The sequence below is a fragment of the Clostridium sp. AM42-4 genome, from assembly GCF_003480105.1.
GTDB lineage: Bacteria > Bacillota > Clostridia > Lachnospirales > Lachnospiraceae > Brotaphodocola.
On sequence record NZ_QUIK01000012.1, the window covers coordinates 1 to 24,033 of the forward strand.

Annotated in this window: 21 protein-coding genes and 1 other annotated feature; of the genes, 16 read left to right on the plus strand and 5 right to left on the minus strand. The window is 49.4% G+C overall.

Going from position 1 to position 24,033, the window contains the following annotated elements; genetic code table 11:
• The 13 genes from DW922_RS17815 to leuS form a co-directional block, all read left to right on the plus strand.
• A partial coding sequence (locus DW922_RS17815) for a hypothetical protein (protein ID WP_207666301.1) occupies positions 1 to 267 on the plus strand: 267 nt, incomplete at its 5' end.
• A gap of 82 nt (positions 268 to 349) precedes the next feature.
• Positions 350 to 2,395 carry a DNA helicase RecQ gene (recQ, locus tag DW922_RS10640; protein WP_243032174.1) on the plus strand — a complete coding sequence of 682 codons (2,046 nt, stop codon included), beginning with the start codon at positions 350 to 352 and terminating at the stop codon, positions 2,393 to 2,395.
• The gene (locus DW922_RS10645) at positions 2,379 to 3,761 is read left to right on the plus strand and encodes a DNA polymerase IV (RefSeq protein WP_243032175.1); all 1,383 of its coding nucleotides are present in this window, start codon (positions 2,379 to 2,381) and stop codon (positions 3,759 to 3,761) included. Before recQ ends, DW922_RS10645 begins: the two co-directional genes overlap by 17 nt.
• 47 nt (positions 3,762 to 3,808) lie before the next feature.
• Entirely contained in the window at positions 3,809 to 4,801 is a 993-nt protein-coding gene (locus DW922_RS10650) for a tRNA-dihydrouridine synthase family protein (RefSeq protein ID WP_118726518.1), read from the plus strand.
• A 123-nt stretch (positions 4,802 to 4,924) separates the two neighbouring features.
• Complete coding sequence (locus DW922_RS10655) at positions 4,925 to 5,314, plus strand: response regulator (protein ID WP_118726577.1); 390 nt, start codon at positions 4,925 to 4,927, stop codon at positions 5,312 to 5,314.
• 78 nt (positions 5,315 to 5,392) lie between these two features.
• Complete coding sequence (locus tag DW922_RS10660; protein ID WP_118726519.1) at positions 5,393 to 6,550, plus strand: FprA family A-type flavoprotein; 1,158 nt, start codon at positions 5,393 to 5,395, stop codon at positions 6,548 to 6,550.
• A gap of 170 nt (positions 6,551 to 6,720) precedes the next feature.
• Positions 6,721 to 7,107 (plus strand): metalloregulator ArsR/SmtB family transcription factor, encoded by a 387-nt coding sequence (locus DW922_RS10665; RefSeq protein ID WP_118541015.1) that lies wholly within the window; start codon positions 6,721 to 6,723, stop codon positions 7,105 to 7,107.
• A 64-nt stretch (positions 7,108 to 7,171) separates the two neighbouring features.
• Positions 7,172 to 7,396: a cation transporter gene (locus tag DW922_RS10670; protein WP_118720539.1), complete on the plus strand. Its 225-nt coding sequence runs from the start codon at positions 7,172 to 7,174 to the stop codon at positions 7,394 to 7,396.
• Positions 7,397 to 7,432: 36 nt separating this feature from the next.
• Positions 7,433 to 9,295 carry a heavy metal translocating P-type ATPase gene (locus tag DW922_RS10675; protein ID WP_118726520.1) on the plus strand — a complete coding sequence of 621 codons (1,863 nt, stop codon included), beginning with the start codon at positions 7,433 to 7,435 and terminating at the stop codon, positions 9,293 to 9,295.
• 364 nt (positions 9,296 to 9,659) lie between these two features.
• On the plus strand, positions 9,660 to 10,997 hold the full coding sequence (gene glnA, locus DW922_RS10680) for a type I glutamate--ammonia ligase (protein ID WP_118726521.1): 1,338 nt from the start codon (positions 9,660 to 9,662) through the stop codon (positions 10,995 to 10,997).
• Between the two features lie 68 nt (positions 10,998 to 11,065).
• A complete protein-coding gene (locus DW922_RS10685; RefSeq protein ID WP_118726522.1) occupies positions 11,066 to 11,608 on the plus strand; it encodes an ANTAR domain-containing protein in 543 nt (180 codons plus the stop codon).
• 93 nt (positions 11,609 to 11,701) lie between these two features.
• Positions 11,702 to 12,517 carry a diaminopimelate epimerase gene (gene dapF, locus DW922_RS10690; protein WP_118726523.1) on the plus strand — a complete coding sequence of 272 codons (816 nt, stop codon included), beginning with the start codon at positions 11,702 to 11,704 and terminating at the stop codon, positions 12,515 to 12,517.
• Positions 12,518 to 12,664: 147 nt separating this feature from the next.
• Positions 12,665 to 12,940 (plus strand) — a binding site (T-box leader).
• A 64-nt stretch (positions 12,941 to 13,004) separates the two neighbouring features.
• A complete protein-coding gene (gene leuS / locus DW922_RS10695) occupies positions 13,005 to 15,416 on the plus strand; it encodes a leucine--tRNA ligase (protein ID WP_118726524.1) in 2,412 nt (803 codons plus the stop codon).
• 18 nt (positions 15,417 to 15,434) lie between these two features.
• Here leuS and DW922_RS10700 read toward each other — a convergent pair whose 3' ends face one another.
• Together DW922_RS10700 and DW922_RS10705 are read right to left on the minus strand one after the other, a co-directional pair.
• Positions 15,435 to 15,722 carry a hypothetical protein gene (locus DW922_RS10700; protein WP_118726525.1) on the minus strand — a complete coding sequence of 96 codons (288 nt, stop codon included), beginning with the start codon at positions 15,720 to 15,722 and terminating at the stop codon, positions 15,435 to 15,437.
• A complete protein-coding gene (locus DW922_RS10705; protein WP_118726526.1) occupies positions 15,719 to 16,048 on the minus strand; it encodes a hypothetical protein in 330 nt (109 codons plus the stop codon). Before DW922_RS10705 ends, DW922_RS10700 begins: the two co-directional genes overlap by 4 nt.
• A 217-nt stretch (positions 16,049 to 16,265) precedes the next feature.
• On the opposite strand from DW922_RS10705, the gene DW922_RS17675 reads away from it, so the two are divergent.
• A complete protein-coding gene (locus tag DW922_RS17675) occupies positions 16,266 to 16,418 on the plus strand; it encodes a hypothetical protein (RefSeq protein WP_182436895.1) in 153 nt (50 codons plus the stop codon).
• A 167-nt stretch (positions 16,419 to 16,585) separates the two neighbouring features.
• Here DW922_RS17675 and DW922_RS10710 read toward each other — a convergent pair whose 3' ends face one another.
• A complete protein-coding gene (locus DW922_RS10710; protein WP_118720553.1) occupies positions 16,586 to 16,810 on the minus strand; it encodes a chorion class high-cysteine HCB protein 13 in 225 nt (74 codons plus the stop codon).
• A 143-nt stretch (positions 16,811 to 16,953) separates the two neighbouring features.
• On the minus strand, positions 16,954 to 17,190 hold the full coding sequence (locus tag DW922_RS10715; RefSeq protein ID WP_118720554.1) for a polya polymerase: 237 nt from the start codon (positions 17,188 to 17,190) through the stop codon (positions 16,954 to 16,956).
• Between the two features lie 300 nt (positions 17,191 to 17,490).
• Between DW922_RS10715 and DW922_RS10725 the strand changes: the two genes are divergently transcribed.
• Positions 17,491 to 19,452: a VanW family protein gene (locus DW922_RS10725; protein WP_118726528.1), complete on the plus strand. Its 1,962-nt coding sequence runs from the start codon at positions 17,491 to 17,493 to the stop codon at positions 19,450 to 19,452.
• Between the two features lie 316 nt (positions 19,453 to 19,768).
• Positions 19,769 to 23,308: a pyruvate:ferredoxin (flavodoxin) oxidoreductase gene (gene nifJ, locus DW922_RS10730; protein WP_118726529.1), complete on the plus strand. Its 3,540-nt coding sequence runs from the start codon at positions 19,769 to 19,771 to the stop codon at positions 23,306 to 23,308.
• A 214-nt stretch (positions 23,309 to 23,522) separates the two neighbouring features.
• On the opposite strand, the gene DW922_RS10735 is transcribed toward nifJ, so the two are convergent.
• Positions 23,523 to 24,032 carry a small multi-drug export protein gene (locus DW922_RS10735; RefSeq protein ID WP_118720562.1) on the minus strand — a complete coding sequence of 170 codons (510 nt, stop codon included), beginning with the start codon at positions 24,030 to 24,032 and terminating at the stop codon, positions 23,523 to 23,525.
• Between the last annotated feature and the right edge of the window lies 1 nt (position 24,033).

A 24,033-nucleotide genomic window follows, 5' to 3' on the forward strand; every position in this document is an offset into this window, starting at 1 on the left:
CTTGTTATGATAATGCAGGAAAAACGTTCATTATTGGGAGAGAATATTTTTCACTTTCTTATTCATACGGTTGTAATTGGAGATATAAAGGGGATTCGTAAAGAAAAAAATCTGGGAAGGAAAACCAACCAGAAGCTTCACAGTCTGCCATATGCCCGTAACCGGGCTGAGCAGTACAAAAACAATAAAAGTAGCTGTGTAACCCACCTGGGTAGCAGTAAGGGTGTCATGGACGCACCTCTGAAACTACGGAGCTATGCTTCGTAATCAGATGCTCGGTAATTCAATTGCCAATGTAGTTCACAATGTTGTACAGTACATAATGATTCAGAAAAAAGTGGGAGTTATCATGAGCAACAATCCGAATACAAAGGATGGGTACCCGGACGATCCATCCTGGGAAATCCTGTTTGAAATGGCCGGGGACTATGAAGGCCAATACGAAGACCAGTATGAAAACCAATACGAAGACCAGTATGCCGGGGCTGGTCCGGAAACAATGCAGGATTATGATCCGGCAAATTTTTATGAAGATTCCTCGCAGCAGGAAACGCAATACCATACGCCGGAGGAGGCCTTGAAAGTTCTGTTCGGATACGATTCCTTCCGGCCTGGGCAGAAGTCAGTCATCGACAGTATCTTATCTGGAAGGGATGCATTTGCTGTCATGCCGACCGGGGCCGGAAAGTCCGTCTGCTACCAGATCCCGGCTGTCCTGCTTCCTGGCATTACGCTCGTTGTTTCACCACTGATCTCGCTGATGCAGGATCAGGTGAAGGCATTGAACCAGGCCGGCGTTTCTGCGGCATACATCAACAGTGCACTGTCGGAGAAAGCTTTTTTTGAGACCGTGGATAAGGCAAGACAGGGCCGGTATAAGATCATTTACGTCGCGCCGGAGCGTTTGCTCACCGATGGATTTTTAAACCTTGCAAGAGAAGTCCAGATTTCCATGGTAACGGTCGATGAGGCCCATTGTATTTCGCAGTGGGGACAGGATTTCAGGCCAAGCTACATGAAAATCGTGGAATTTGTAAACCTTCTGGGCAAACGGCCTGTTATGAGTGCATTTACGGCGACTGCGACAGAGCGTGTGCGGGAGGATATCGTATGCACCCTTGGACTGGTCAATCCCTATACGCTGATCACTGGATTTGACCGGGAAAATTTATTTTTCCAGGTGGACAAGCCAAAAAATAAAGACCAGTATATTGTAGATTATATTGGAAAACATCCGGGTGACAGTGGGATCATTTACTGCGCAACGAGAAAAAATGTAGACAATCTGTATGAACTGCTAAAGGGCAGAGGCATCTCGGTTGCGAAATATCATGCCGGAATGGGTGCGGCCCAGCGAAAGCAGATGCAGGATGATTTTGTATTCGATTATACCAGTATCGTGGTTGCGACCAACGCGTTCGGTATGGGAATCGATAAGTCGAACGTCCGGTTTGTCATTCATTACAATATGCCGCAGAGCATGGAGAATTATTACCAGGAGGCTGGCAGAGCGGGAAGGGATGGACTGGATTCCAAGTGTATCCTGCTGTTCTCGCCGCAGGATATCGCGATCAACCGCTTTCTGTTAGACCATAAAGACCTGTCGGATCTCGATTATGCAGACTGGGAAACGGTGAAGGAGCGGGATCTGAGCCGGCTTTTGGTCATGGAACGCTACTGCTATACAACGGAATGCCTGCGTAATTATATCTTAAAATATTTTGGAGAAAACCCGGGAAAGCCCTGCGGGGATTGCGGCAACTGCCTGCGGGAATTTGAAACGCTGGATATGACGCAGGCGGCCAGGCAGATCATAAACTGTGTCTATGAAGCAAAGGGCCGGTATGGAAAGACGATCATCATCGATACGGTGGTGGGAGCAAAGACCGCACGATTAGCGGAGATCGGGGCAAATGCATATAAGTCCTATGGGGTTCTGGCTTCCTTTAAAAGAAACCTGCTGCGGCGTCTGGTGGACCAGCTGGTGCTGGAGGGTTATCTGCAGGTTGGAGACTACCAGGTGATCCGGATGGGAGATATCAGCGCCCTGAAAGATCCGGATACCAAGGTATTGGTTAAGATCACCGATGAGGATAAGATGCCGGAGAAAACGGCAAAACCGAAGAAAACAGCCAGAGGAACGGAAGCACTTACCTCTGCCGGCTTTCAGCTGTTTGATAAACTTCGTACCCTCCGCCTGGAGATCGCCCGGGAAGAGCACGTACCGCCTTATATTATTTTCAATGACAAGACTTTGATTGACATGGCTGCGAAGGCACCTGCTTCCCGGGAAGAAATGCTGGATGTGTCCGGCGTAGGCGAACACAAATATGCGAAATACGGGGAACGGTTCCTTGCTGTCATCGAGGACTGGGCGCGTGTCCGCAAACAGTAGCGGCATGGGCGTAACCGTGATCGATGCATCTACCCGAGGACTGGGCGCGTGTCCGCAAACAGTAGCAGGTGAAAAAAGTGAGAACATTGGAAACAAGTTACGATATACGATAGGAGCGGCGAGATCATATATGGACCGGTTGATTTTTCATGTTGATGTAAACAGCGCATTTTTATCCTGGGAGGCGGCAAAGCGTGTCCGGGAGGGCCTGCCCGATCTTCGGGAGATTCCGTCCTGCATTGGCGGGGACCCGAAGTCGCGGCGCGGCATTGTTGTGGCAAAGTCGATTCCGGCGAAAAAATATGGGGTGACTACGGGCGAACCCGTGTCCATGGCACTGCAAAAATGCCCGGGACTTGTCTGTGTGCCGGGTGATTTTGTGCTTTATGAAAGATGTTCCCATGCTTTTAAGGATATCTGTGCTTCCTATGCACCCGTTATGGAGTCATTTTCCATCGATGAAGTTTTCCTCGATATGAGCGGCACGCACCTGGTCTATCCGGACCCGGTGGCACTGGCACATGAGATCAAAGATAAGATCCGCGATGAGCTTGGATTTACCGTTAACATAGGAATTGGAACAAATAAGCTTCTGGCAAAGATGGCATCGGATTTTGAAAAGCCGGATAAAGTCCATACCCTGTTTCCTTCCGAAATCCCGGCAAAAATGTGGCCGCTCCCGGTGCGGGATCTTTTGTTTCTGGGGAAAGCTTCCGAGCAGAAGCTTGTGCAGTCTGGGATCAGAACGATCGGGGAGCTGGCGCATTATCCGGAGGATGGACTGAAACGCCTGCTGGGGGAGAAGGCCGGGCATCAGATGCATCAGTATGCAAATGGCGCCGACGATTCCCCGGTCCGGGCGGAACGGGAAGAAGCCAAAGGCTACAGTGCGGAAACGACGACAGAGGAAGACCTTGTGACCTACGAACAGGCCTTTGCGATATTGCTGGCCCAGTGCGACGTGGTTTCTGCCAGAATGCGTCGTGATGGGAAAAAGTGCAGCTGTGTAGGTGTTACTTACCGGACGCTGGACTTTAAGACAAAATCGCATCAAAAAAAGCTTGCAAATCCTACTGATGTGACGGAAGAAATCTTTGCGCAGGTAAAGACCTTGCTGTATGAATGCTGGAAATGCCAGCCCCTGCGCCTGATCGGCCTTTCCTTAACGGATCTGACGTCAGACGATTTCTGGCAGATGTCGATGTTTGAGGACGACAGAAAGCATGAGAAGCAGAAAATGGTCGACGGGGCGGTCGATGATATCCGCAAGCGCTTTGGCAATGGCATGATCGTACGCGGCAGCACAATGAATACAGCCGCCCAGGTTGCCCGCAAGGCACGAGCGCAGATGGAGCATAAGAAATAACCGTTGTTGTTTGCAGATTTGAAATGTGAAGTATACAGGAGACAAATATGGAGTACTTATTTGCGCCGATGGAGGGCATTACCGGCTATGTGTTCCGGAATGCCCATCACCGGCACTTTCATGGAATAAAGGAGTATTACACGCCGTTTATTTCCCCAAACCAGACACGGAAGCTGACTCCGCGGGAATTGCAGGATGTGCTTCCGGAGCACAATGAGGGGATTCCGGTCATTCCCCAGATCCTGACCAACAAGGCAGATGATTTTTTGTGGGCTGCAGAGCGGCTGAAGGAGCTTGGATACCGGGAGGCCAATCTGAATCTGGGGTGCCCGTCTGGTACGGTGGTGGTAAAAAAACGCGGATCGGGCTTTCTGGAATATCCGGTTGCGCTTGATGAATTTTTGTACCGGGTTTCAGATGGCATCGAAAGGCTGGATATGGAATGGTCCATAAAAACGCGGATCGGAAAATCGGATCCGGAAGAATTTGAAGAGCTGCTTTCTATTTATAACCGCTATTCCTTAAAAAACCTGATCATCCACCCAAGGGTCCAGACGGATTACTATAAAAATCATCCGCATATGGAAGCGTTTGCCCTTGCGGAACAGGAAAGTAAAAATCCGGTTATTTACAATGGGGATCTGTTTTGCGGTGATGATATAAAAAGGTTTGCGGATGCCTATCCGAAGGTGTCTGCCGTGATGCTGGGGCGCGGGCTTTTAACCAATCCGGCACTGGCTGAGGATGCAGCCCGGCTTTCTGAAACGGATAAAGGGACACTTCTTACGGCAGCCCGGATCCGGGCGTTCCATGAGGATGTGCTGGAGGGATACCGGAAAGCCATTCCCGGAGACAAGAATGTACTATTTAAAATGAAGGAGCTCTGGACCTATCTGGGCGAAGCGTTTGAGGACAGCGCAAAGCCTATGAAAAAGATCCGCAAGGCCCAGCGGATGGAGGAATACCGTGCAGCTGTGGAAGCTCTTTTGCTGGAGAAGCCAGTCTGCAGTGTGCCAAGATTTCCGGGCTGGAATCGCTAGGCTGGGAAATGGGTGGTTTGTAAAACCGTATATGGAAGCCGGAGACAGGCTGAAAGCAGGAAGGAAAGACAACGGGTATGCATGCGCGTTCAGGAAGCAAATGAGGAAGCGGGGGAAAGAATTATGACAGTGAATGTAGTTGCGGTGGACAATGCGTCGGATCTGCTGGAGAAGATCACATACATTTTCCAGAATATGGAGGGAGTCAATCTGCTCGGGACTTTTGAGGAAGCAGTGGCGGTTGTGGAATTTGTAAAGGAAAATCCGGTAGATATGGTGTTTACGGATATTGTAATGCCAGATATCAGTGGCATCAGCCTGGCCTCGGAGCTTCATAAGCTAGAGTCAGCTCCGGCAGTGGTCCTGATGTCCAGTATCCCGGGCTTTTCACTGGAGGCGTGGAAAATCCAGGCGTATGGTTTTATCGAAAAGCCCTATACGAAACACGATATCGTAAAAATGGTAGAACGCTACCGTATGGAAAAAAATATGGAAAAACAAAATGAAAGTTGACGTGGCTTTTGGGCGGAATTATAATGAGAAAAGCAAAAAAACCAGAATGAAAAAAGCGAAAAATCAGGAGGAGTAATTATGAAAGATATTTCAATTTCCGATGCGGTTCTTTATGTAGGTGCAGATGATAAAACACTGGATATTTTCGAGAGCCAGTACCCAATCCCGAATGGGGTCAGCTATAACTCTTATGTGATCATGGATGAGAAGATAACGGTAATGGATACCGTAGATAAGCGGGCAACCGATGAGTGGTTTGCAAATCTGGCCAGAGTGCTTGGAGACAAAAAACCAGCTTATCTGGTCGTATCCCATATGGAGCCGGATCATGCTGCAAACATCAAGAATTTTGCAGACCGTTATCCGGAGGCAAAGCTCGTAGGAAATGCAAAAACCTTTGCGATGATGGACCAGTTCTTTGAGATGGACCTGACAGACCGCAAGGTTGTTGTAAAAGAAGGTGAGACCTTAAGTCTTGGCGCACACACCCTGCAGTTCTTTATGGCACCGATGGTCCACTGGCCAGAGGTTATGGTAGCTTATGAGCAGAGCGAGAAGATCCTGTTTTCTGCAGATGGCTTTGGCAAATTTGGTGCACTGGATGCAGAAGAGGAGTGGGATGAAGAGGCAGCCCGCTACTTCCTTAACATTGTAGGAAAATACGGCGTGCAGGTACAGGGCCTGTTAAAGAAGGCCTCTGGTCTGGACATCCAGATGATCTGCCCGCTGCACGGCCCGGTCTTGAAAGAAAACCTGGGCCACTATATCGGAAAATACCAGACCTGGAGCACCTACCAGCCTGAGAAGCATGGTGTAATGGTCGCATATGCCTCCATTCATGGCAATACCGCACAGGCAGCAGAGGAGATGGCAGAAATGCTCCGGGCAAATGGGGAAGAGGCAGAGATCTTCGACCTGGCCCGCACCGACGTTTCTCTGGCAGTGCGCAAGGCATTTTACTATGACCGTCTGGTGCTGGCAGCAGCAACCTACGACGGCGGCGTATTCCCGTGCATGGAAGAGTTTTTACTGCACTTAAAATCCAAAAATTTCCAGAAGCGTACCGTTGGACTCATTGAGAACGGTTCCTGGGCACCGCTCGCAGCAAAGATCATGCGCGGCATCTTAGAGCCGATGAAGGATATCCATGTCCTGGAGCAGGTGGTAACCATCAAATCCGCAGTGCATGAAGACACCAGAGAAGCCATGAAAGCGATGGCAGATGCGCTGAAGTAAACAATTTAAACATTATTATTGAAGTATTAGGACCGTGGAAGTTGCCGAAGGCAACTTCCACGGTCCATTATTTTATGATCAATTGTTATATTTGCTTGACATTCACACAATATGTGGTAATATAAACATATGAATAGTTGTTCATGCGAATGCAGAAACGGAGGAATGCTATGACTGAGGCGGAAAAAATCCAGATCGAGCAGGAAGTGGAAGAGGGCTCCTGCGAATTCATGCATGTTCATGAGGAAATCGTGAAAAAAGTGGAAGGCGTCATGCCGGACGAGCAGCAGCTTTTAGACCTGTCAGAGTTTTTTAAGGTGTTTGGGGATTCTACCAGGATCAAAATCCTGTACGTCCTCAGCCAGTCGGAAATGTGTGTCTGTGACATTGCAACACTGCTGCAGATGGGGCAGTCGGCGATTTCCCACCAGCTCAGGGTATTAAAGCAGATGCGTCTGGTATCATTCCGGCGCGACGGAAAAACCGTATTTTATAAGCTGGCCGATGCCCATATCCAGGCAATCCTGGCTCAGGGCATGGAGCATATCAGCGAGTAGGACGCAGTGGAAAATGAAAATAATAAAAATACAAAAAGAAAATGATAGAAAAGGAGATCATATCATGAAGAAGATCATCAAATTAGAGGGTTTATGCTGTGCAAACTGTGCTGCAAAGATTGAGGAGGGCGTGAAAAAATTAGATGGCGTGAACAGCGCCAGCTTAAGCTTTATGACCCAGCGTCTCATTATGGAAGTAGAGGACGGCAGAGAAGACGAGCTGGTTGAGGCAGCAAGAGCCGTGGCTGCAAAGATTGAACCGGAGGCTGAATTTAAAGTGCTTCGTTAGTCTGGCTATTCTAATCTCGCACGGAAAGGAAAATCTATGACAAAAAAACAGAAAAAAATGGTGATCCGCCTTGCGGTCAGTGCCGTTTTCTTTGTGATTGCCATGAGTCTGGAAAAAAAGGTTTCCTGGGCCTGGATCCCATTTGTATTATCGTATCTTGCAGCAGGCTATGATATTCCGCTGCGTGCCTGCCGGAACTTAAAAAACGGGCAAGTGTTCGATGAAAATTTTCTGATGACCATTGCTACGTTTGGCGCTTTTGCAATCGGCTCCCTGGAAGAGGCGGTTGCGGTCATGCTGTTTTATCAGGTTGGTGAGCTTTTCAACGACTATGCGGTGAATAAATCCAGAAAGTCTATTACCGACCTGATGGATATCAACCCGGAATATGCCAATCTGTTAAGAGATGGCGCAGAAGAGCAGGTCGATCCTTACGAGGTGGAGATTGGTGATACCATCATCATCCGGCCGGGAGAGAAGGTCCCGTTAGACGGTATTGTGCTGGAGGGAAGCTCCACACTGGATACCAAGGCTCTGACCGGGGAATCGATGCCGGAAGAGGTAAATGCCGGACAGAATATCGTGAGCGGTTCGATCAACTTAACCGGTGTCTTAAAGGTACAGACCACAAAGCTCTTTGATGATTCAACCGTAGCAAAGATCCTGGAGCTGGTGGAAAACGCAAGCTCCAGAAAGGCAAAGGCAGAGGCCTTTATCACCCGCTTTGCCCGTGTATACACACCGGCAGTTGTGATCTTAGCTGCACTTCTGGCGGTGCTTCCTCCGCTTGCTTTGGGTGGGGCATGGAGTACCTGGGTTTACCGTGCGTGCAGCTTTCTGGTTGTTTCCTGCCCGTGCGCACTGGTTATTTCTGTTCCGCTGAGCTTTTTTGGCGGTCTTGGGGCAGCATCCAGACAGGGCATTCTTATGAAAGGAAGCAACTATCTGGAAGCCATGGGCAGTCTGGATACGGCAGTGTTTGATAAAACAGGTACCCTGACAACCGGTAAATTTGAAGTGACTGATGTTGCACCGGTGCATGGCAGCAGGGAAGAACTTCTGGAGCTGGCTGCACTTGGAGAGTACAATTCCAACCACCCGATCGCGCTGTCGGTTAAGAAGGCTTATGGAAAAGAGGCAGATACCAGCCGGATCGATGAAGTGGAAGAAATCTCCGGCCATGGTATCCATGCGCAGATCCTGAAAGATGGGGTCTGGAAGAATCTGTACATTGGAAACCAGAAGCTGATGGACAGCCAGAAGGTGAAGGTGGATACTCCTGCAGCGGTCCTTGGGACCACCCTGTATCTTGCAGAGGGGGACACCTATTTAGGCTGTATCGTGATCTCTGACAGTGTCCGCCCGGATGTTCCGGCTATGCTGGCAGGGTTAAAGAAGCAGGGCGTAAATAAGCTGGTCATGCTGACCGGAGACAAAGAAGAGGTTGGCAAAAAGGTGGCAGAATCCATTGGGATTACCCATGTATTTGGAAACCTTCTCCCGGGCGATAAGGTCGCAAAGGTGGAGCAGCTTCTGAAAGAAAAGCCGGAAGGAAAGACGCTGGCCTTTGTCGGGGACGGCATCAACGATGCGCCGGTTTTAGCCCGTGCAGATGTCGGCATTGCTATGGGCGGAATCGGATCCGATGCGGCAGTGGAGGCAGCCGATGTAGTCATCATGGATGATGAGCCGTCCAAGATCGTAGATGCGATCTGCATTGCCCGAAAAACCGTAGGGATCGTGAAACAGAATATCATCTTTGCAATCGCGGTAAAAATCCTGGTGCTGGTCCTGGTTGCACTTGGTTATGTAGGCATGTGGGCAGCAGTATTTGGCGATGTTGGTGTTTCGGTGCTTGCGATACTGAATGCGATCCGGGCTTTGAGCTACAAAAAATAATGCAAGTTCTGGCACACCTTAGACCGTAGGGCATTACAGGAATGTGCAATGGCTGCAATAATAAAAAGTTATGCCAGATAAGAATATTTGACATAGGAAACAGAAATAGTCTCATGTTGACAAAAAAGAGGGAAGCTGTTATCATCAGTAACATGAAAATCCCTTTGTTGTTGGTGCAATGGGACGTAACGGAACGAGGGCGTTTCAGAAAAGCCGTGAATGCGGCTTTCTTGGTGCCCTCGTTTCTTTGATTTCATATGATCATGTCGGAGTCAAAAGGTCAAAAATCCTCATGCGAGCAAGCTTGCACCGGATTTCCGGCCTTTTGTTCCTGGTATCATCATATCATGGAAGGGAGATTGGCATGAGCAGATATACAAAAAAAGATATTATCCGCATGGCGGAGGAGGAAGATGTGGAGTTCATCCGCCTTCAGTTTACAGATATTTTTGGAATGCTGAAAAATGTAGCGATCACGGTAAGCCAGCTGGAAAAGGCATTAAACAACCGCTGCATGTTTGATGGTTCTGCCATAGAAGGATTTGTCCGGATCGAGGAATCCGATATGTACCTGTACCCGGATCTGGATACCTTTGCGATTTTTCCGTGGAGACCGCAGCAGGGTAAGGTTGCCCGCCTGATGTGCGATGTATACCGCCCGAATGGCGAGCCGTTTGAGGGGGACCCGCGTTATGTGTTAAAGAAGGTATTAAAAGAGGCCGCTGATATGGGCTATGAGTTCCACGTGGGGCCGGAGTGTGAGTTCTTCTTATTCCATACCGATGAGGAAGGAAGACCGACCACCAATACCCACGAAAATGCCAGCTACTTTGATGTAGGTCCGATCGATCTGGCTGAAAATGTGCGCCGGGACATTGTCCTGAATCTGGAGGATATGGATATTGAGGTGGAGGCTTCTCACCATGAGATCTCTCCGGCCCAGCATGAGATCGATCTGGAATATACCGAAGGCCTGATGGCGGCTGACAATATCATGACCTTTAAAATGGCAGTCAAGACCATTGCAAAGCGTCATGGACTCCATGCAACCTTTATGCCGAAGCCAAAGGCTGGCGTAAATGGTTCCGGCATGCACATCAATATGTCTTTGGGCGATGTACACGGCAACAACATGTTTGTGGATGAGAGTGACAGCCTTGGCCTGAGCAAGGTGGCATACCAGTTTATGGCTGGAATTCTGGCTCACATTAAGGAAATCACGCTTCTGACGAATCCGCTTGTTAATTCTTATAAGCGTCTGGTCCCGGGCTATGATGCACCGGTCTGCATTGCCTGGTCTTCCCTGGCAAACCGCAGTGCCCTGATCCGCATCCCGAGCTCCAAGGGTGACAGCACCCGCATTGAGCTGCGCTGTCCGGATTCTGCCGTGAACCCGTATCTGGCACTTGCAGCCTGCCTTGCAGCTGGCCTGGATGGCATCAAAAAAGAGATGACCCCGCCGCCGAGTGTGGACCGAAACGTGTTTGCCCTGACAGACGAGGAAATCCGCAGCCTTGGTATCGAGCAGCTGCCGCAGACGCTCGGAGAAGCCATCGATGCCTTTGCCGGCAGTGATTTTGCAAAAGAGCTGCTTGAAAACCACATTTATACCAAATATCTTGAAGCAAAGAATTCAGAGTGGAAGAAATTTCGTGCAGAGGTAACGGACTGGGAGGTTCAGGAATATTTGTATAAGTTCTGATCCGGCCATGTCTGGTTATGGAAACAGCTTTCAGAATCACCGGATAACAAAACCTGGAGGTGAGTAGTTTGGCGAATATCATTGTGGCATTTTCCAAGCCGGAAGACGCAAAAAGCATAAAAAACATACTGCTGAGAAACGGCTTTCCAGTGATCGCTGTATGCACCTCCGGAGCGCAGGTACTGTCTCAGCTGGATGATCTAAACAGCGGGATCATTGTGTGCGGTTACCGTCTGACGGATATGCTGTATTCGGAGCTTCATGACTGCATGAGCCCGGAATTCAGTATGCTGATGATCTCATCCCCAAGCAAATGGTCGGCCGGTACCCCGGAGCAAGTGGTCTGCCTGCCGATGCCCTTAAAGGTGCATGATCTGGTCGGAACACTGGAGATGATCGTCCAGGCGCAGGCGAGACGCAGAAAGAAGCTGCGCCAGCAGCCGAAGCAGAGAGATGAGAAGGAACGGGCCATCATCAACCAGGCGAAGGCCCTTCTTATGGAGCGCAACAACATGACAGAGGAAGAGGCACACCGCTACATACAAAAGTGCAGCATGGACAGCGGGACCAATATGCTGGAGACGGCCCAGATGGTCATCAGTCTGATGTAAGGAGAAGGTGGCAGATCCTGCAAACGTTTTGCAGATGCTGGCTGTGCCAGACAGATGATTTACAGAAATAAAAAAATACAGTTGGAGGAGTTTATGAAATTTACAAAAATGCAGGGAATCGGAAACGATTACGTCTATGTGAACTGTTTTGAGGAGACCGTGGAGGATCCGGCGCGCGTGGCAAAGCTGGTGAGTGAACGTCATTTTGGCATTGGTTCCGATGGCCTGATCCTCATCTGCCCGTCTGAGGTGGCTGACTGCCGCATGCGGATGTTCAATGAAGATGGAAGCGAGGGCAGCATGTGCGGAAACGGCATCCGCTGCGTCGGAAAATATGCGTATGATCATGGAATTGTAGACAAGCCGCAGATCTCCGTGGAAACCCTTGGCGGCATCAAATATCTGGATATGCAGGTGGAAAACGGAAAAGTCAAAACCGTAAAAGTAGATATGGGGATTCCCAAACTGACCAGTGAGCTGCCGGAGAAAATCCAGATCGAAGGAAGAATCCTGGAATTTACCGGAATCGATGTGGGAAATCCGCATGCCGTTTATTATGTCGACGATGTGGACTGCCTGGATTTAGAGAAGATCGGACCGGCTTATGAGATGCATGAGCGCTTCCCGGACCGGGTGAACAGTGAGTTTATCCGTGTGATCGACCGGACCCATCTGCAGATGCGTGTCTGGGAGCGGGGTAGCGGGGAAACCTGGGCCTGCGGAACCGGAGCGACGGCCAGTGCCGTTGCGAGCATGATGCTGGGACTGGTAGAGGATACCGTGGAGGTCCAGCTGATCGGCGGAAACTTAGAGATCACCTGGGACCGCGAGAGCGGACATGTGTTTATGACCGGACCGGCGGTGGAGGTATTCTCCGGCGAGATTGATCTGGGGCAGTATGAAAAGTAAACAAAGACCTGCCAAAGCACCGGCAAAATCCCGTTGCCGTGCACATGCGCACGGAAGCATGACGAAATCCACCCTTGACACAGATTTCCAATTATGCTAAATTAAAAGGCATGGAAATGTTACCGTTCGTTTCTATGAATAGTAACGGAAAATGCAATGAAGGGAAAAAGTATGCGTGACGGACTTTTCAGAGAGCTGCCGGAAGGTGCAAGACAGTAAGAATGTGCGCAGAAACTGGTCTCGGAGCAGCCCGCCGAACCCTTTTCGTTTCGTAATGGTTTCGTATTCATACCGTTGCGTTTCTAGTGGAAAGTAGGCCGGGACGGACATCCGCCGTTATCGGATCAAAAGCGCATGCGAAAGCATGAAGCAGAGTGGTACCGCGTAAGGATCAAAAGCGAAAGAATATCCTGCGTCTCTGACACTAAGTCCAGAGGCGCATTTTTTATTGCTTTCATTCCTTAAAAAGCAATCAGGAGGAAGAATCATGGCAAGTTACAACCATAGCGCTATTGAGAAAAAGTGGCGTGAAAACTGGGAGAAAAACCCGATCAATGTCAATGACGGCAAAAAGCCGAAATATTACTGCCTGGATATGTTCCCGTATCCGTCCGGCAGCGGACTTCATGTAGGTCACTGGAGAGGCTACGTTATCTCCGACGTATGGAGCCGTTACCAGATGTTAAAGGGCCATTATGTCATCCATCCGATGGGCTGGGACGCATTTGGTCTTCCGGCAGAGAACTATGCGATCAAGATGGGCGTTCATCCGGCAAAATCTACCGCTGAGAACATCAAGAACATCAAACGCCAGATCAACGAGATCGCAGCAATTTACGACTGGGATATGGAAGTAAATACTACCGATCCGGAGTTCTACAAATGGACCCAGTGGATCTTTGTACAGATGTTCAAGAAAGGCCTTGCTTACGAGAAAGAGTTCCCGATCAACTGGTGCCCATCCTGTAAGACCGGTCTGGCAAACGAGGAAGTAGTAAACGGTTGCTGCGAGCGCTGTGGTTCCCCGGTTACCAAGAAGAACCTGCGTCAGTGGATGTTAAAGATTACCGCTTATGCGGACCGTCTCTTAAACGATCTGGACAAGCTTGACTGGCCGGAGAAGGTGAAAAAGATGCAGAGCGAGTGGATCGGCAAATCCTACGGTGCTGAGGTTGATTTCCAGGTTGAGGGAAGAGATGAGAAGATCACCGTTTACACCACCCGCCCGGATACCCTGCACGGAGCTACCTTCATGGTACTGGCTCCGGAGCATGCTATGGCAAAGAGCCTGGCTACCGACGAGACCAGAGAGACTGTTGAGAAATACATCTTCGATTCTTCCATGCGTTCCAACGTAGACCGTATGCAGGACAAAGAGAAGACCGGCGTATTCACCGGAAGCTATGCGATCAACCCGTTAAACGGTGCAAAGGTTCCGATCTGGCTGTCCGACTATGTACTGGCAGATTACGGTACCGGCGCGATCATGTGCGTACCAGCTCACGATGACCGTGACTTCGAGTTCGCTAAGAAGTTTAACATCCCGATCATCCAGGTTATCGCAAAAGACGGCAAAGAGATTGAGAACATGACCGAGGCTTATACCGAGGCATCCGGCACCATGATCAACTCCGGCGACTGGAACGGTATGGAGTCTTCCGTACTGAAGAAAGAAGCTCCGGAAATGATCGAGAAGATGGGCTTTGGTAAGAAGACTGTCAACTACAAGCTGCGTGACTGGGTATTCTCCAGACAGCGTTACTGGGGTGAGCCGATCCCGATCGTTCACTGCCCGAAGTGCGGCAACGTAGCGGTTCCGGAAGAGGAGCTTCCGTTACGTCTTCCGGAGGTTGAGAGTTATCAGCCGACCGGTACCGGTGAGTCACCGCTTGCTGCCATCGATGAGTGGGTAAACTGCAAGTGCCCGCAGTGCGGAGGACCGGCAAAGAGAGAGACCAATACCATGCCGCAGTGGGCTGGTTCTTCCTGGTACTTCCTGCGTTATGTGGACAACCACAACGACAAAGAGCTGGTTTCCAAAGAGAAGGCTGATAAGTATCTGCCGGTTGATATGTACATCGGCGGCGTAGAGCATGCAGTGCTGCATCTTCTCTACTCCCGTTTCTACACCAAGTTCCTGCACGACATCGGAGTCGTAGATTTCGATGAGCCGTTCAAGAAGCTGTTCAACCAGGGTATGATCAATGGTAAGAATGGTATCAAGATGAGTAAGTCCAAAGGAAACGTGGTTTCCCCGGATGACCTCGTAAGAGATTACGGCTGTGACGCACTGAGAATGTATGAGCTGTTCGTAGGACCGCCGGAACTGGATGCAGAGTGGGATGACCGCGGTATCGAGGGTGTTTCCCGTTTCTTAAGCCGTTTCTGGAACCTGGTTCAGGACAGCAAGGATAAAGATGTAGCTGAGACCAAAGAGATGGTTCGTCTGCGTCATAAACTGGTATTCGATATCGAGCAGCGTTTCAACCAGTTCAGCTTAAATACTGTGGTATCCGGTTTCATGGAGTACAACAACAAGCTGATCGAGCTGGCGAAGAAGACCGGCGGTATCGATAAAGAGACCTTAAAGACTTTCACTGTTTTACTTGCTCCGTTTGCACCGCATATCGGCGAGGAAATCTGGCAGGAGCTCGGCGGCACCGACAGCGTATTCCACGCTCAGTGGCCGGAGTGCGACGAGGAAGCCATGAAGGATGATGAGATTTCCATCGGTGTTCAGGTCAACGGTAAGGCAAGAGGCGTTGTGACCATTCCGGCAGACGCTTCCAAAGAGGTTGCCCTTGCAGCAGCAAAAGAGGCTGTTGCAGACAAGATCACCGGAACCATCGTAAAAGAAATCTACGTACCGGGCAAGATCATCAACATCGTTTGCAAATAAGAATTTCGAAAATGGCTGTCAGGAGGACCTGGCAGCCATTTTTTTTGCGAGGATATGCAGCATTTCAATCTTCTTTTTTTCATCGGGAGGCATATTTGCCGTGATGATGGAAACCAGAAGCTCCGTTTCTGCATCAGTGAAAGAAATGCGGTTCTTTTTTGCATCCGCCTGAAGGGAGAGCAGGGCTGGGAGAAGCTGTTCTTTTGACTGGGAAGAGAGCTGTTTTGCAAGGGTTTCTATGTACTGCAGCTTGACCGGGTCCATATTTGCAAGTCTTGGATCATTTTTCCATTCACCTGTGTTCATAATACCTCCTTGATGATCTGAAAATTTTCCAGCATCTCGATCATTTCCCGTTCCTTCGGACTGGCATACGGTTTGATGATCTGCAAAAGCTGCATGGGAGTTGTGGGCTTTGGGGCAGAAGGAGAGAGCCCCATGGCAGAGACCTCTTCTTCCTCGAAGATGGACTGTGCCCGTTTTACCTCCTGAACCTTTACAAAGAGAGAGAAGACCCGCTGCTGTGCAACTGGAAGATAGGGAATGGCAGCCTTTAACATCTGCAGCCTGGGGTCCGCTGTTAAATAATCAAAGTCCGTCATTTTGAACTGGTTTTCATTCTTTTCATTCATAAAAGAACCCTTGTGTTGCTGTATGCACAATGCGTGAACGAACAGCAACGTCCTTGTCTTTTTGAAACAGTATATGCAGTGGAATCCCATATCATGCGGAAGCATACGTGCATATCATAGAGTAGAAGAGAAACTGACCTGAACTGGATGAAGCATGATTGTTTATGTTTTGCGCAGGCAATCAGAAAGAATCCGGTCCAGGAGCCGGAGTGATGGAATGAAAACGAGACTGATCATAGATGGAAATGCAGTATATGAGATTGATGAAGAGTGTGAAGCCTGTCTGCGTGGACGGAAACTATTTCTGGAAGAAGAGAAGCAGAAAGAAAAAGTGAAGGAAAAAGAACAAAATAAAGAAGAACAAAAATAAAGAAGAGGATAAGGACCGTTAAAAAAGCTTCCCCACCAGTCCGGGAGGGGAAGCTTTGAGAGCGCTGTGTTCACATGCGTGTCGTGTCAGGCAGTGCATGCTGGCATTGCGCCCGCATACGTCTCAGAGCGCGTTTATTGTCATAGTTCCTGCATATGCGAAAGATACTAGCAGAATCCTCCACATCCGCCATTGCCGCCGCCACAGCAGCATAACAGCAGGATGATCCAGATCCAGTTACAGCCGTTATTATGTTCGCATCCGCATCCGGAACCAAATCCGCTGCCGCCACAGCAGCATAAGATCAGGATCAGCCAGATAATGTTACAGCCATTTCCTCCTGAATTACAGTCACATCCACATCCACAGTTTGTTGCAGCCAGATCGCTCATATGAAAAGCCTCCGAAAAGATATTTACAATCCATCATATGAGATGTGGCCTGTCACTGTTTCCGGTTTTGCGAAAACAATTTAGCTTTTTGGATTCTGCAAAAAAACGGCACCGCCATAGGAATGCGGTGCCGTTTGTAAAAATTATTCGCCCTGATACATATATTTGATCAGACGGTCAATATCTTCTTTGTCCTGGGCAACAATGTCGAGCTCTTTGATATAGCCGTTGGAGAATATGGTTGCCATGGAAAGATACTGGGACAGCTTGGATTTTAAGTTGATGCGGTCACCTTCCGGAGATACCAGCTCAACCGGTCCTTTGCACTGATCGATGATTTTGAAGAAGCTTTCTACGTCGTTGATATTCTGAATTTTCATTTAGGATCCCTCCTATGTGCTTTTACTTACTTGGTTATCTTTTTGACAAGCAAAAGTATAGCAAAACTTTAACAATCCTGCAATTGCCAGAATTTCCAAAAATGTACGGAAATAAATACAGATTCAATGCAGAAATACAAGAAATGACGTGCTGGGAAGGGAAAATTACCGTCAAAAAATATAATAAAAAATTCCTTGTTTTTTCTAAAAATTAGTGGTTCTTTTTTTGAACGGATATGTTATACTGTCTTAGTGCGTTATGAGCGTAAAGATTATTATAGAAGAAACACAGGTGAAATCATGAATCAGTACGAGAATGGCAGAAATTCCGGAACAGGGCGCTCCAGGGCCAGAAGCAGTTCCTATTCCGGCAGCGGAAGAAGCACTTCTGCTGGAAGACAGACAAGAACATCGGCTACAGGTGGAAGAAGCAGTGCAGGGACATCGTCCAGAAGTACCGCTCCGCGAAGCACAGCTGCAAGGGGAACTACGGCTGGCACTGCAAGACGCAGCACGGGAAGCAGAACATCTGCATCTTCCAGAACAGACCGTTATTATAATGAAACAAGAAGACCTTCCTCCGGGCGGCGGGGCGGCAGACGCGGCGGCAAGGGACCGGATTTTGTGAAGCTTGCCATTGCCGGTGTCGTTTTGATCCTGGCTATTTTCTGCGTTACGCTTTTAATAAAGAAGGTAACCGGTTCAAAACCAGGCCAGACAGAGGCTGAAACGGAAATCACGGTTCCGGAGACAGAGCTGGAAAAAGAAGTAACGGTGGACGGCATCAATATCACCGGTATGTCCCGCGAGGAGGCAAAGGCTGCGATCTTAAAGGACTTCCCATGGGCCATGAAGGTGACCTGGCAGGACCAGAGCTACGATGTAAACGATCTCATGTCTGCAAAGGTTGATGCGCTTTTACAGGAAATCTATACTGGAGAGCCAAAGGAAAGCTATACGCTGGATACGACTGGTCTGGAGGAGGCCGTTGCAAAAGAGGCGGAGAGCGTGGCAGCACTCTGGAATAAAAAAGCAAAAAACGGTTCCATCTCTGAGTATGATTCTCAGAACGATAAGTTTTTATTTAAAGGGGCAGAGAATGGTCTGGAAGTAGACCAGGAACAGTTAAAGACGGATATCCAGGCGGCTTTAAACCGCAAGGATTTCAGTGCATCCATTGCAGCGACGGTAAATGAGGTAGAACCGGAGTTTTCCGAGGCAACCGCAAGGGAAAAATATAAAACGATCGGAACCTTTACGACCAATACAACTGCAAACCAGAAGCGAAACACCAATGTAAAATTGGCAGCGCGGGCAATCAATGGCATTGTGCTCCAGCCGGGAGAGGAGTTTTCCTTTAACAACCGGGTGGGAGAGCGTACCGAGGCGAAGGGCTATCAGGCAGCCGCAGCTTACAATAACGGTGAAGTGGTACAGGAGATTGGCGGCGGTGTCTGCCAGGTTTCCTCCACCATGTACAATGCAGTCGTGAAGGCAGGACTGAAGACGACCATGCGCCGTTCCCATACTTTTGAGCCTTCCTATGTAACGCCGGGAACCGATGCAACCGTAAGCTGGGGTGGACCGGATTACAAGTTCGTGAATAACTCCAGTGCGGCCATCGGTATCCGCGCAAGCTATTACAATCAGACCTGTACGGTATCCATTTATGGAATCCCGGTGCTGGAGGATGGCGTGACCCATTCCTTAAAGTCCACAAAGCTCAGCGAGACCGACCCGCCGGCTCCGACCTACGAGGAGGATCCGACACTTGCACCTGGCACGGAAAAGGTGAAGAGTGCAGGAAGCAAGGGCAGCAAGTGGGAAACCCGCCTGATCGTAACGAAAAACGGAGAGGTGGTCAGCCAGGATGTAGACCACAGCGTCACCTATAAGGGCCATACCCCGGTTGTATTAAGAAACAGCAGCGGTACCACGGCAGCAGCTGCATCGTCCGCAGCAGATGCTTCTAGCTCTGCAGCAGATGGAACTACCGTAGCACCATCCAGTGCAGCAGCGGGCTCTTCCTCTGCAGGAGAAAGCCATAAGGCCAGTGAGGCAGCAACCACGGCAGCTTCTCACACAACCGCGGACAAGACAACAGCCGCAGACAAGACAACGGCAGCATCCCAGCAGCAGGTATCCCATCCGACAGCAGCCGATTCCGGCAACAGCAGCTCCGGTGGCAATAGCTCCGGAAATGCGCCGACAGCAGTCGATTCTGGCAATGCACCGACGATCGCACCGAATCCGGGTGTGTAAAAACAAACTGGAAAAGAAATCCGGACCTGTAGAAAAATTAACAAAACAGAAGCGCTTTTTTGCAGCGCTTCTGTTTCTTTTTTTAACAGAAAATCCAGGAATAAGCAATTGCTAACTTTGGTTTTGGGCAGATTGTATGCAAAATAATACGCGAATTTCCTGTTTTCGTGTTTGCAAATCGATAAAAAGTTGCTATAATATACACAGGTCAGTCTCCTTATGCGAGGAGACTTCTCTTTCCGGTGCATTTTTCTCACTGGAAACTTCCCGGTTTTACCGGGCAAAAGCATATTCACATTTGTAGGAGGATAATCAAATGGCAAGAAAAATGAAAACCATGGATGGTAATCAGGCCGCTGCTCATGCTTCATACGCATTTACCGAAGTTGCAGCTATGTACCCGATTACTCCGTCTTCCGTAATGCCTGAGCATACGGATGAGTGGGCTACTGAAGGCAGAAAGAATATCTTCGGCCGTACAGTACAGATCACTGAGATGCAGTCTGAGGCTGGTGCAGCTGGTGCTGTTCACGGTTCTCTGGTAGCAGGCGCTCTGACCACTACCTATACCGCTTCCCAGGGTCTTCTTCTGATGATCCCGGATCTGTACAAAATCGCTGGTGAGCAGTTACCGGGCGTTATCGATGTATCTGCACGTGCAGTATCTTCTCACGCTCTGAACATCTTCGGCGATCATTCCGACGTATATGCATGCCGTCAGACCGGCTGCGCTATGCTGTGTGAGTCCAGCGTACAGGAGGTTATGGACTTAACTCCGGTTGCTCATCTGTCTGCAATCAAAGGTAAAGTTCCGTTCATCAACTTCTTCGATGGATTCCGTACCTCTCATGAGATCCAGAAGATCGAAGAGTGGGATTACGACGATCTGGCTGAGATGGCTGACTGGGATGCAATTGCAGAATACCGTGCAAAAGCATTAAACCCGAACAACCCGTCCCAGAAAGGTTCCGCACAGAACCCGGATATCTTCTTCCAGGCTCGTGAGGCATGCAACTCTTACTACGATGCTCTTCCGGCAGTAGTACAGATGTACATGGACAAAGTAAATGCTAAGATCGGTACCGACTACAAACTGTTTAACTACTACGGCGCTGAGGATGCTGAGCAGGTTATCATCGCTATGGGTTCCGTTAACGATACCATCGAGGAGACCATCGATTACATGAGAAAGTCTACCGGTGCTAAAGTTGGTGTTGTTAAAGTTCGTCTTTACAGACCGTTCAGCGCAGAGGCTCTGATCGCAGCTATCCCGGATACTGTTAAGAAGATCACTGTTCTTGACAGAACCAAAGAGCCAGGTTCCTTAGGCGAGCCGTTATACCTGGATGTTGTTGCAGCATTAAAGGGCAGCAAGTTCGACCAGGTTGAGATCTTCTCCGGCCGTTATGGTCTTGGTTCCAAAGATACCACCCCGTCTCAGATCGTTGCTATCTATGAGAACAACACCATCAAGAGATTTACCACTGGTATCGTAGATGATGTTACCAACCTGTCCCTGCCGGTAGGTGCTCCGCTTGTTACCACTCCGGAAGGAACCACTAACTGTAAGTTCTGGGGTCTTGGTGCAGATGGTACCGTAGGTGCTAACAAGAACTCCATCAAGATCATCGGCGATAACACCGATATGTACGCTCAGGCTTACTTCGATTATGACTCCAAGAAATCCGGCGGTGTTACCATGTCTCACCTTCGTTTCGGTCATAAGAAGATCAAATCCACCTACCTGATCCATCAGGCAAACTTCGTAGCATGCCACAACCCGGCATACGTTCGTAAGTACAACATGGTTCAGGAGCTGGTTGACGGCGGTACTTTCCTGTTAAACTGCCCGTGGACTCACGAGGAGCTGGACAAGCACCTTCCGGGTCAGATGAAGAAATTCATCGCTGATCACAACATCAACTTCTACACCATCGACGGTGTTAAGATCGGTATCGAGACCGGCATGGGTCCGACCCGTATCAACACCATCTTACAGTCCGCATTCTTCAAACTGACCGGTATCATTCCGGAGGAGAAAGCAATCGACCTGATGAAGGCTGCTGCTCAGAAGACCTACGGCCGTAAGGGTGAGGACGTTGTTAAGAAGAACTGGGCTGCTATCGATGCTGGTGCAACTGGCGTTGTTAAGGTAGAGGTTCCGGAGAGCTGGAAGAACTGCGAGGATGAGGGACTTGATTACAAGACCGTTTCCGGCGACAGAAAAGACGTTGTTGATTTCGTTAACAACATCCAGACCAAAGTCAGCGCTCAGGAAGGTAACAACTTACCGGTATCTGCATTCAAAGAGTATGTAGATGGTAATACCCCGTCCGGTTCTGCAGCATTCGAGAAACGTGGTATCGCTGTAGACGTTCCGGTTTGGAATTCCGAGAACTGTATCCAGTGTAACTTCTGTTCTTATGTCTGCCCGCACGCTGCAATCCGTCCGGTTGCTATGACCGAGGAAGAGGCTGCTAAGGTTGAGGGCGCTACCTTACCGTTAACCGGTATGCCGCAGTACAAGTTCACCATCGCTGTATCTGCACTTGACTGTACCGGTTGTGGTTCTTGTGCAAACGTATGTCCTGGCAAGAAGGGCGAGAAGGCTCTTACCATGGATAAGCTTGACAAGCACCTTGACGAGCAGAAGACCTTTGATTACGCAGTAACCCTGCCGATCAAAGAGGACGTTGTTGCTAAATTCAAAGAGACCACCGTTAAGGGTTCCCAGTTCAAACAGCCGTTACTTGAGTTCTCCGGCGCATGTGCTGGATGTGGTGAGACTCCGTACGCTAAGCTGATCACCCAGCTGTTCGGTGACAGAATGTACATCTCCAACGCAACCGGATGTTCTTCTATCTGGGGTAACTCTTCACCGTCTACTCCTTACACCGTAAACGCTAAGGGCCAGGGTCCGGCATGGGATAACTCCCTGTTCGAGGATGCTGCAGAGTTTGGTTACGGTATGTTACTGGCTCAGAACGCAATCCGTGATGAGTTAAAGGAGAAGGTTGAGCAGGTTGCAGCGAACGAGAACGCTTCTGAGGAAGTTAAGGCTGCATGCAAAGAGTACTTAGATACCTTCACCGTAGGTGCTACCAACGGTACCGCTACCGACAAGTTAGTTGCAGCTCTGGAAGGCGTTGACTGCCCGACCTGCAAGTACATCGTAGCTAACAAGAACTATCTGGCTAAGAAGTCCCAGTGGGTATTCGGTGGTGACGGATGGGCTTACGATATCGGCTTCGGCGGTGTAGACCATATCCTTGCTTCCGGTAAGGACATCAACGTTATGGTATTCGATACCGAGGTTTACTCCAACACTGGCGGTCAGTCCTCTAAGGCTACCAAGACTGGTGCTGTAGCTCAGTTCGCAGCTGGCGGTAAAGAGACCAAGAAGAAAGACCTTGCAAGCATCGCAATGTCTTACGGTTATGTATACGTAGCTCAGATCTCTATGGGTGCTGATTATGCTCAGACTGTTAAGGCTATCGCTGAGGCAGAGGCATATCCGGGTCCGTCCCTGATCATGGCTTACGCTCCGTGTATCAACCACGGTATCAAGAAGGGCATGAGCAAAGCTCAGACCGAGGAGAAACTGGCAGTTGAGACCGGTTACTGGAACAACTTCCGTTACAACCCGGCTGCTGAGAAGAAGTTCACCCTGGATAGCAAGGCTCCGAACATGGAAGGCTATCAGGACTTCTTAAAGGGCGAGGTTCGTTACGCATCTCTGGCTATGAAGAATCCGGAGAGAGCAGCTACCCTGTTCGCTAGAAACGAGGCAGAGGCTAAGGAGCGTTACGAGTACCTGACCAAGCTGGTTAAGCTGTACGGTGACGACAACGAGTAATCGTTCGTGAAGAAATCAATATAAATCGTTCATGACTATCCCCGGTCCGCCGGGGCGGACGTGAGCGGGTCAGTTCCGGATGGAATGGCTTGTGCTGTAACAGAAAAAAAGCTCCCGGCCTGCGAAAGCAGGTGCGGGAGCTTTTTTGCGCAAATGAAATTGGGAAACGCCAGGCGAAAAATGCTCCGCCCCTGCGTTTCCAGCAACGGTATCTTTAGGCGAAGAGTGCGCCAAGCAGTCCGTAGGATAAAAGGGACATGATCACGGTGGCCATGACGATTCCGCAAAGAATCGCGCCAATGGCTTTGCCAAATTTCATGTGGAGCAGGGCTGCGACCAGGGAGCCGGTCCAGGCGCCGGTGCCGGGGAGTGGGATTCCTACAAAGAGAACCAGACCCCAGAAACCGAATTTCTCAATCTGGCTTTTATTTTTGTCAGCTTTCTGGCGAACCCAGATTGCTACTTTGCTTAAGCCCGGTACACGCTCCATACCGTTTAAAACCTTTTCGATGAGAAGAAGGATGAACGGGATTGGAAGCAGGTTTCCAATGATGCAGATTGGAATTGCCTTTAAGATCGGAACATTCAAAAGAGCGGGAGATGCAGCAAGCAGTCCGCCACGCAGTTCCAGGATCGGGATCATGGAGATGATAAAGATGATGGCTTCCCCGGATACTTTTCCTCCGAGAAGTGAAGCCAGACCCTGTACCAGAGTATCAGTCATA

Coding starts and splice junctions, on each gene's coding strand:
- DW922_RS10710 (WP_118720553.1), bottom strand. CDS start 16,810: ATGAGCGATCTGGCTGCAACAAACTGTGGATGTGGATGTGACTGTAAT.
- DW922_RS10725 (WP_118726528.1), top strand. CDS start 17,491: ATGAATCAGTACGAGAATGGCAGAAATTCCGGAACAGGGCGCTCCAGG.
- DW922_RS10660 (WP_118726519.1), top strand. CDS start 5,393: ATGAAAGATATTTCAATTTCCGATGCGGTTCTTTATGTAGGTGCAGAT.
- DW922_RS10735 (WP_118720562.1), bottom strand. CDS start 24,032: ATGACTGATACTCTGGTACAGGGTCTGGCTTCACTTCTCGGAGGAAAA.
- DW922_RS10650 (WP_118726518.1), top strand. CDS start 3,809: ATGGAGTACTTATTTGCGCCGATGGAGGGCATTACCGGCTATGTGTTC.
- DW922_RS10700 (WP_118726525.1), bottom strand. CDS start 15,722: ATGAACACAGGTGAATGGAAAAATGATCCAAGACTTGCAAATATGGAC.
- recQ (WP_243032174.1), top strand. CDS start 350: ATGAGCAACAATCCGAATACAAAGGATGGGTACCCGGACGATCCATCC.
- DW922_RS10655 (WP_118726577.1), top strand. CDS start 4,925: ATGACAGTGAATGTAGTTGCGGTGGACAATGCGTCGGATCTGCTGGAG.
- DW922_RS17675 (WP_182436895.1), top strand. CDS start 16,266: ATGAAAACGAGACTGATCATAGATGGAAATGCAGTATATGAGATTGAT.
- DW922_RS10675 (WP_118726520.1), top strand. CDS start 7,433: ATGACAAAAAAACAGAAAAAAATGGTGATCCGCCTTGCGGTCAGTGCC.
- DW922_RS10665 (WP_118541015.1), top strand. CDS start 6,721: ATGACTGAGGCGGAAAAAATCCAGATCGAGCAGGAAGTGGAAGAGGGC.
- DW922_RS10670 (WP_118720539.1), top strand. CDS start 7,172: ATGAAGAAGATCATCAAATTAGAGGGTTTATGCTGTGCAAACTGTGCT.
- leuS (WP_118726524.1), top strand. CDS start 13,005: ATGGCAAGTTACAACCATAGCGCTATTGAGAAAAAGTGGCGTGAAAAC.
- DW922_RS10715 (WP_118720554.1), bottom strand. CDS start 17,190: ATGAAAATTCAGAATATCAACGACGTAGAAAGCTTCTTCAAAATCATC.
- DW922_RS10705 (WP_118726526.1), bottom strand. CDS start 16,048: ATGAATGAAAAGAATGAAAACCAGTTCAAAATGACGGACTTTGATTAT.
- glnA (WP_118726521.1), top strand. CDS start 9,660: ATGAGCAGATATACAAAAAAAGATATTATCCGCATGGCGGAGGAGGAA.
- nifJ (WP_118726529.1), top strand. CDS start 19,769: ATGGCAAGAAAAATGAAAACCATGGATGGTAATCAGGCCGCTGCTCAT.
- dapF (WP_118726523.1), top strand. CDS start 11,702: ATGAAATTTACAAAAATGCAGGGAATCGGAAACGATTACGTCTATGTG.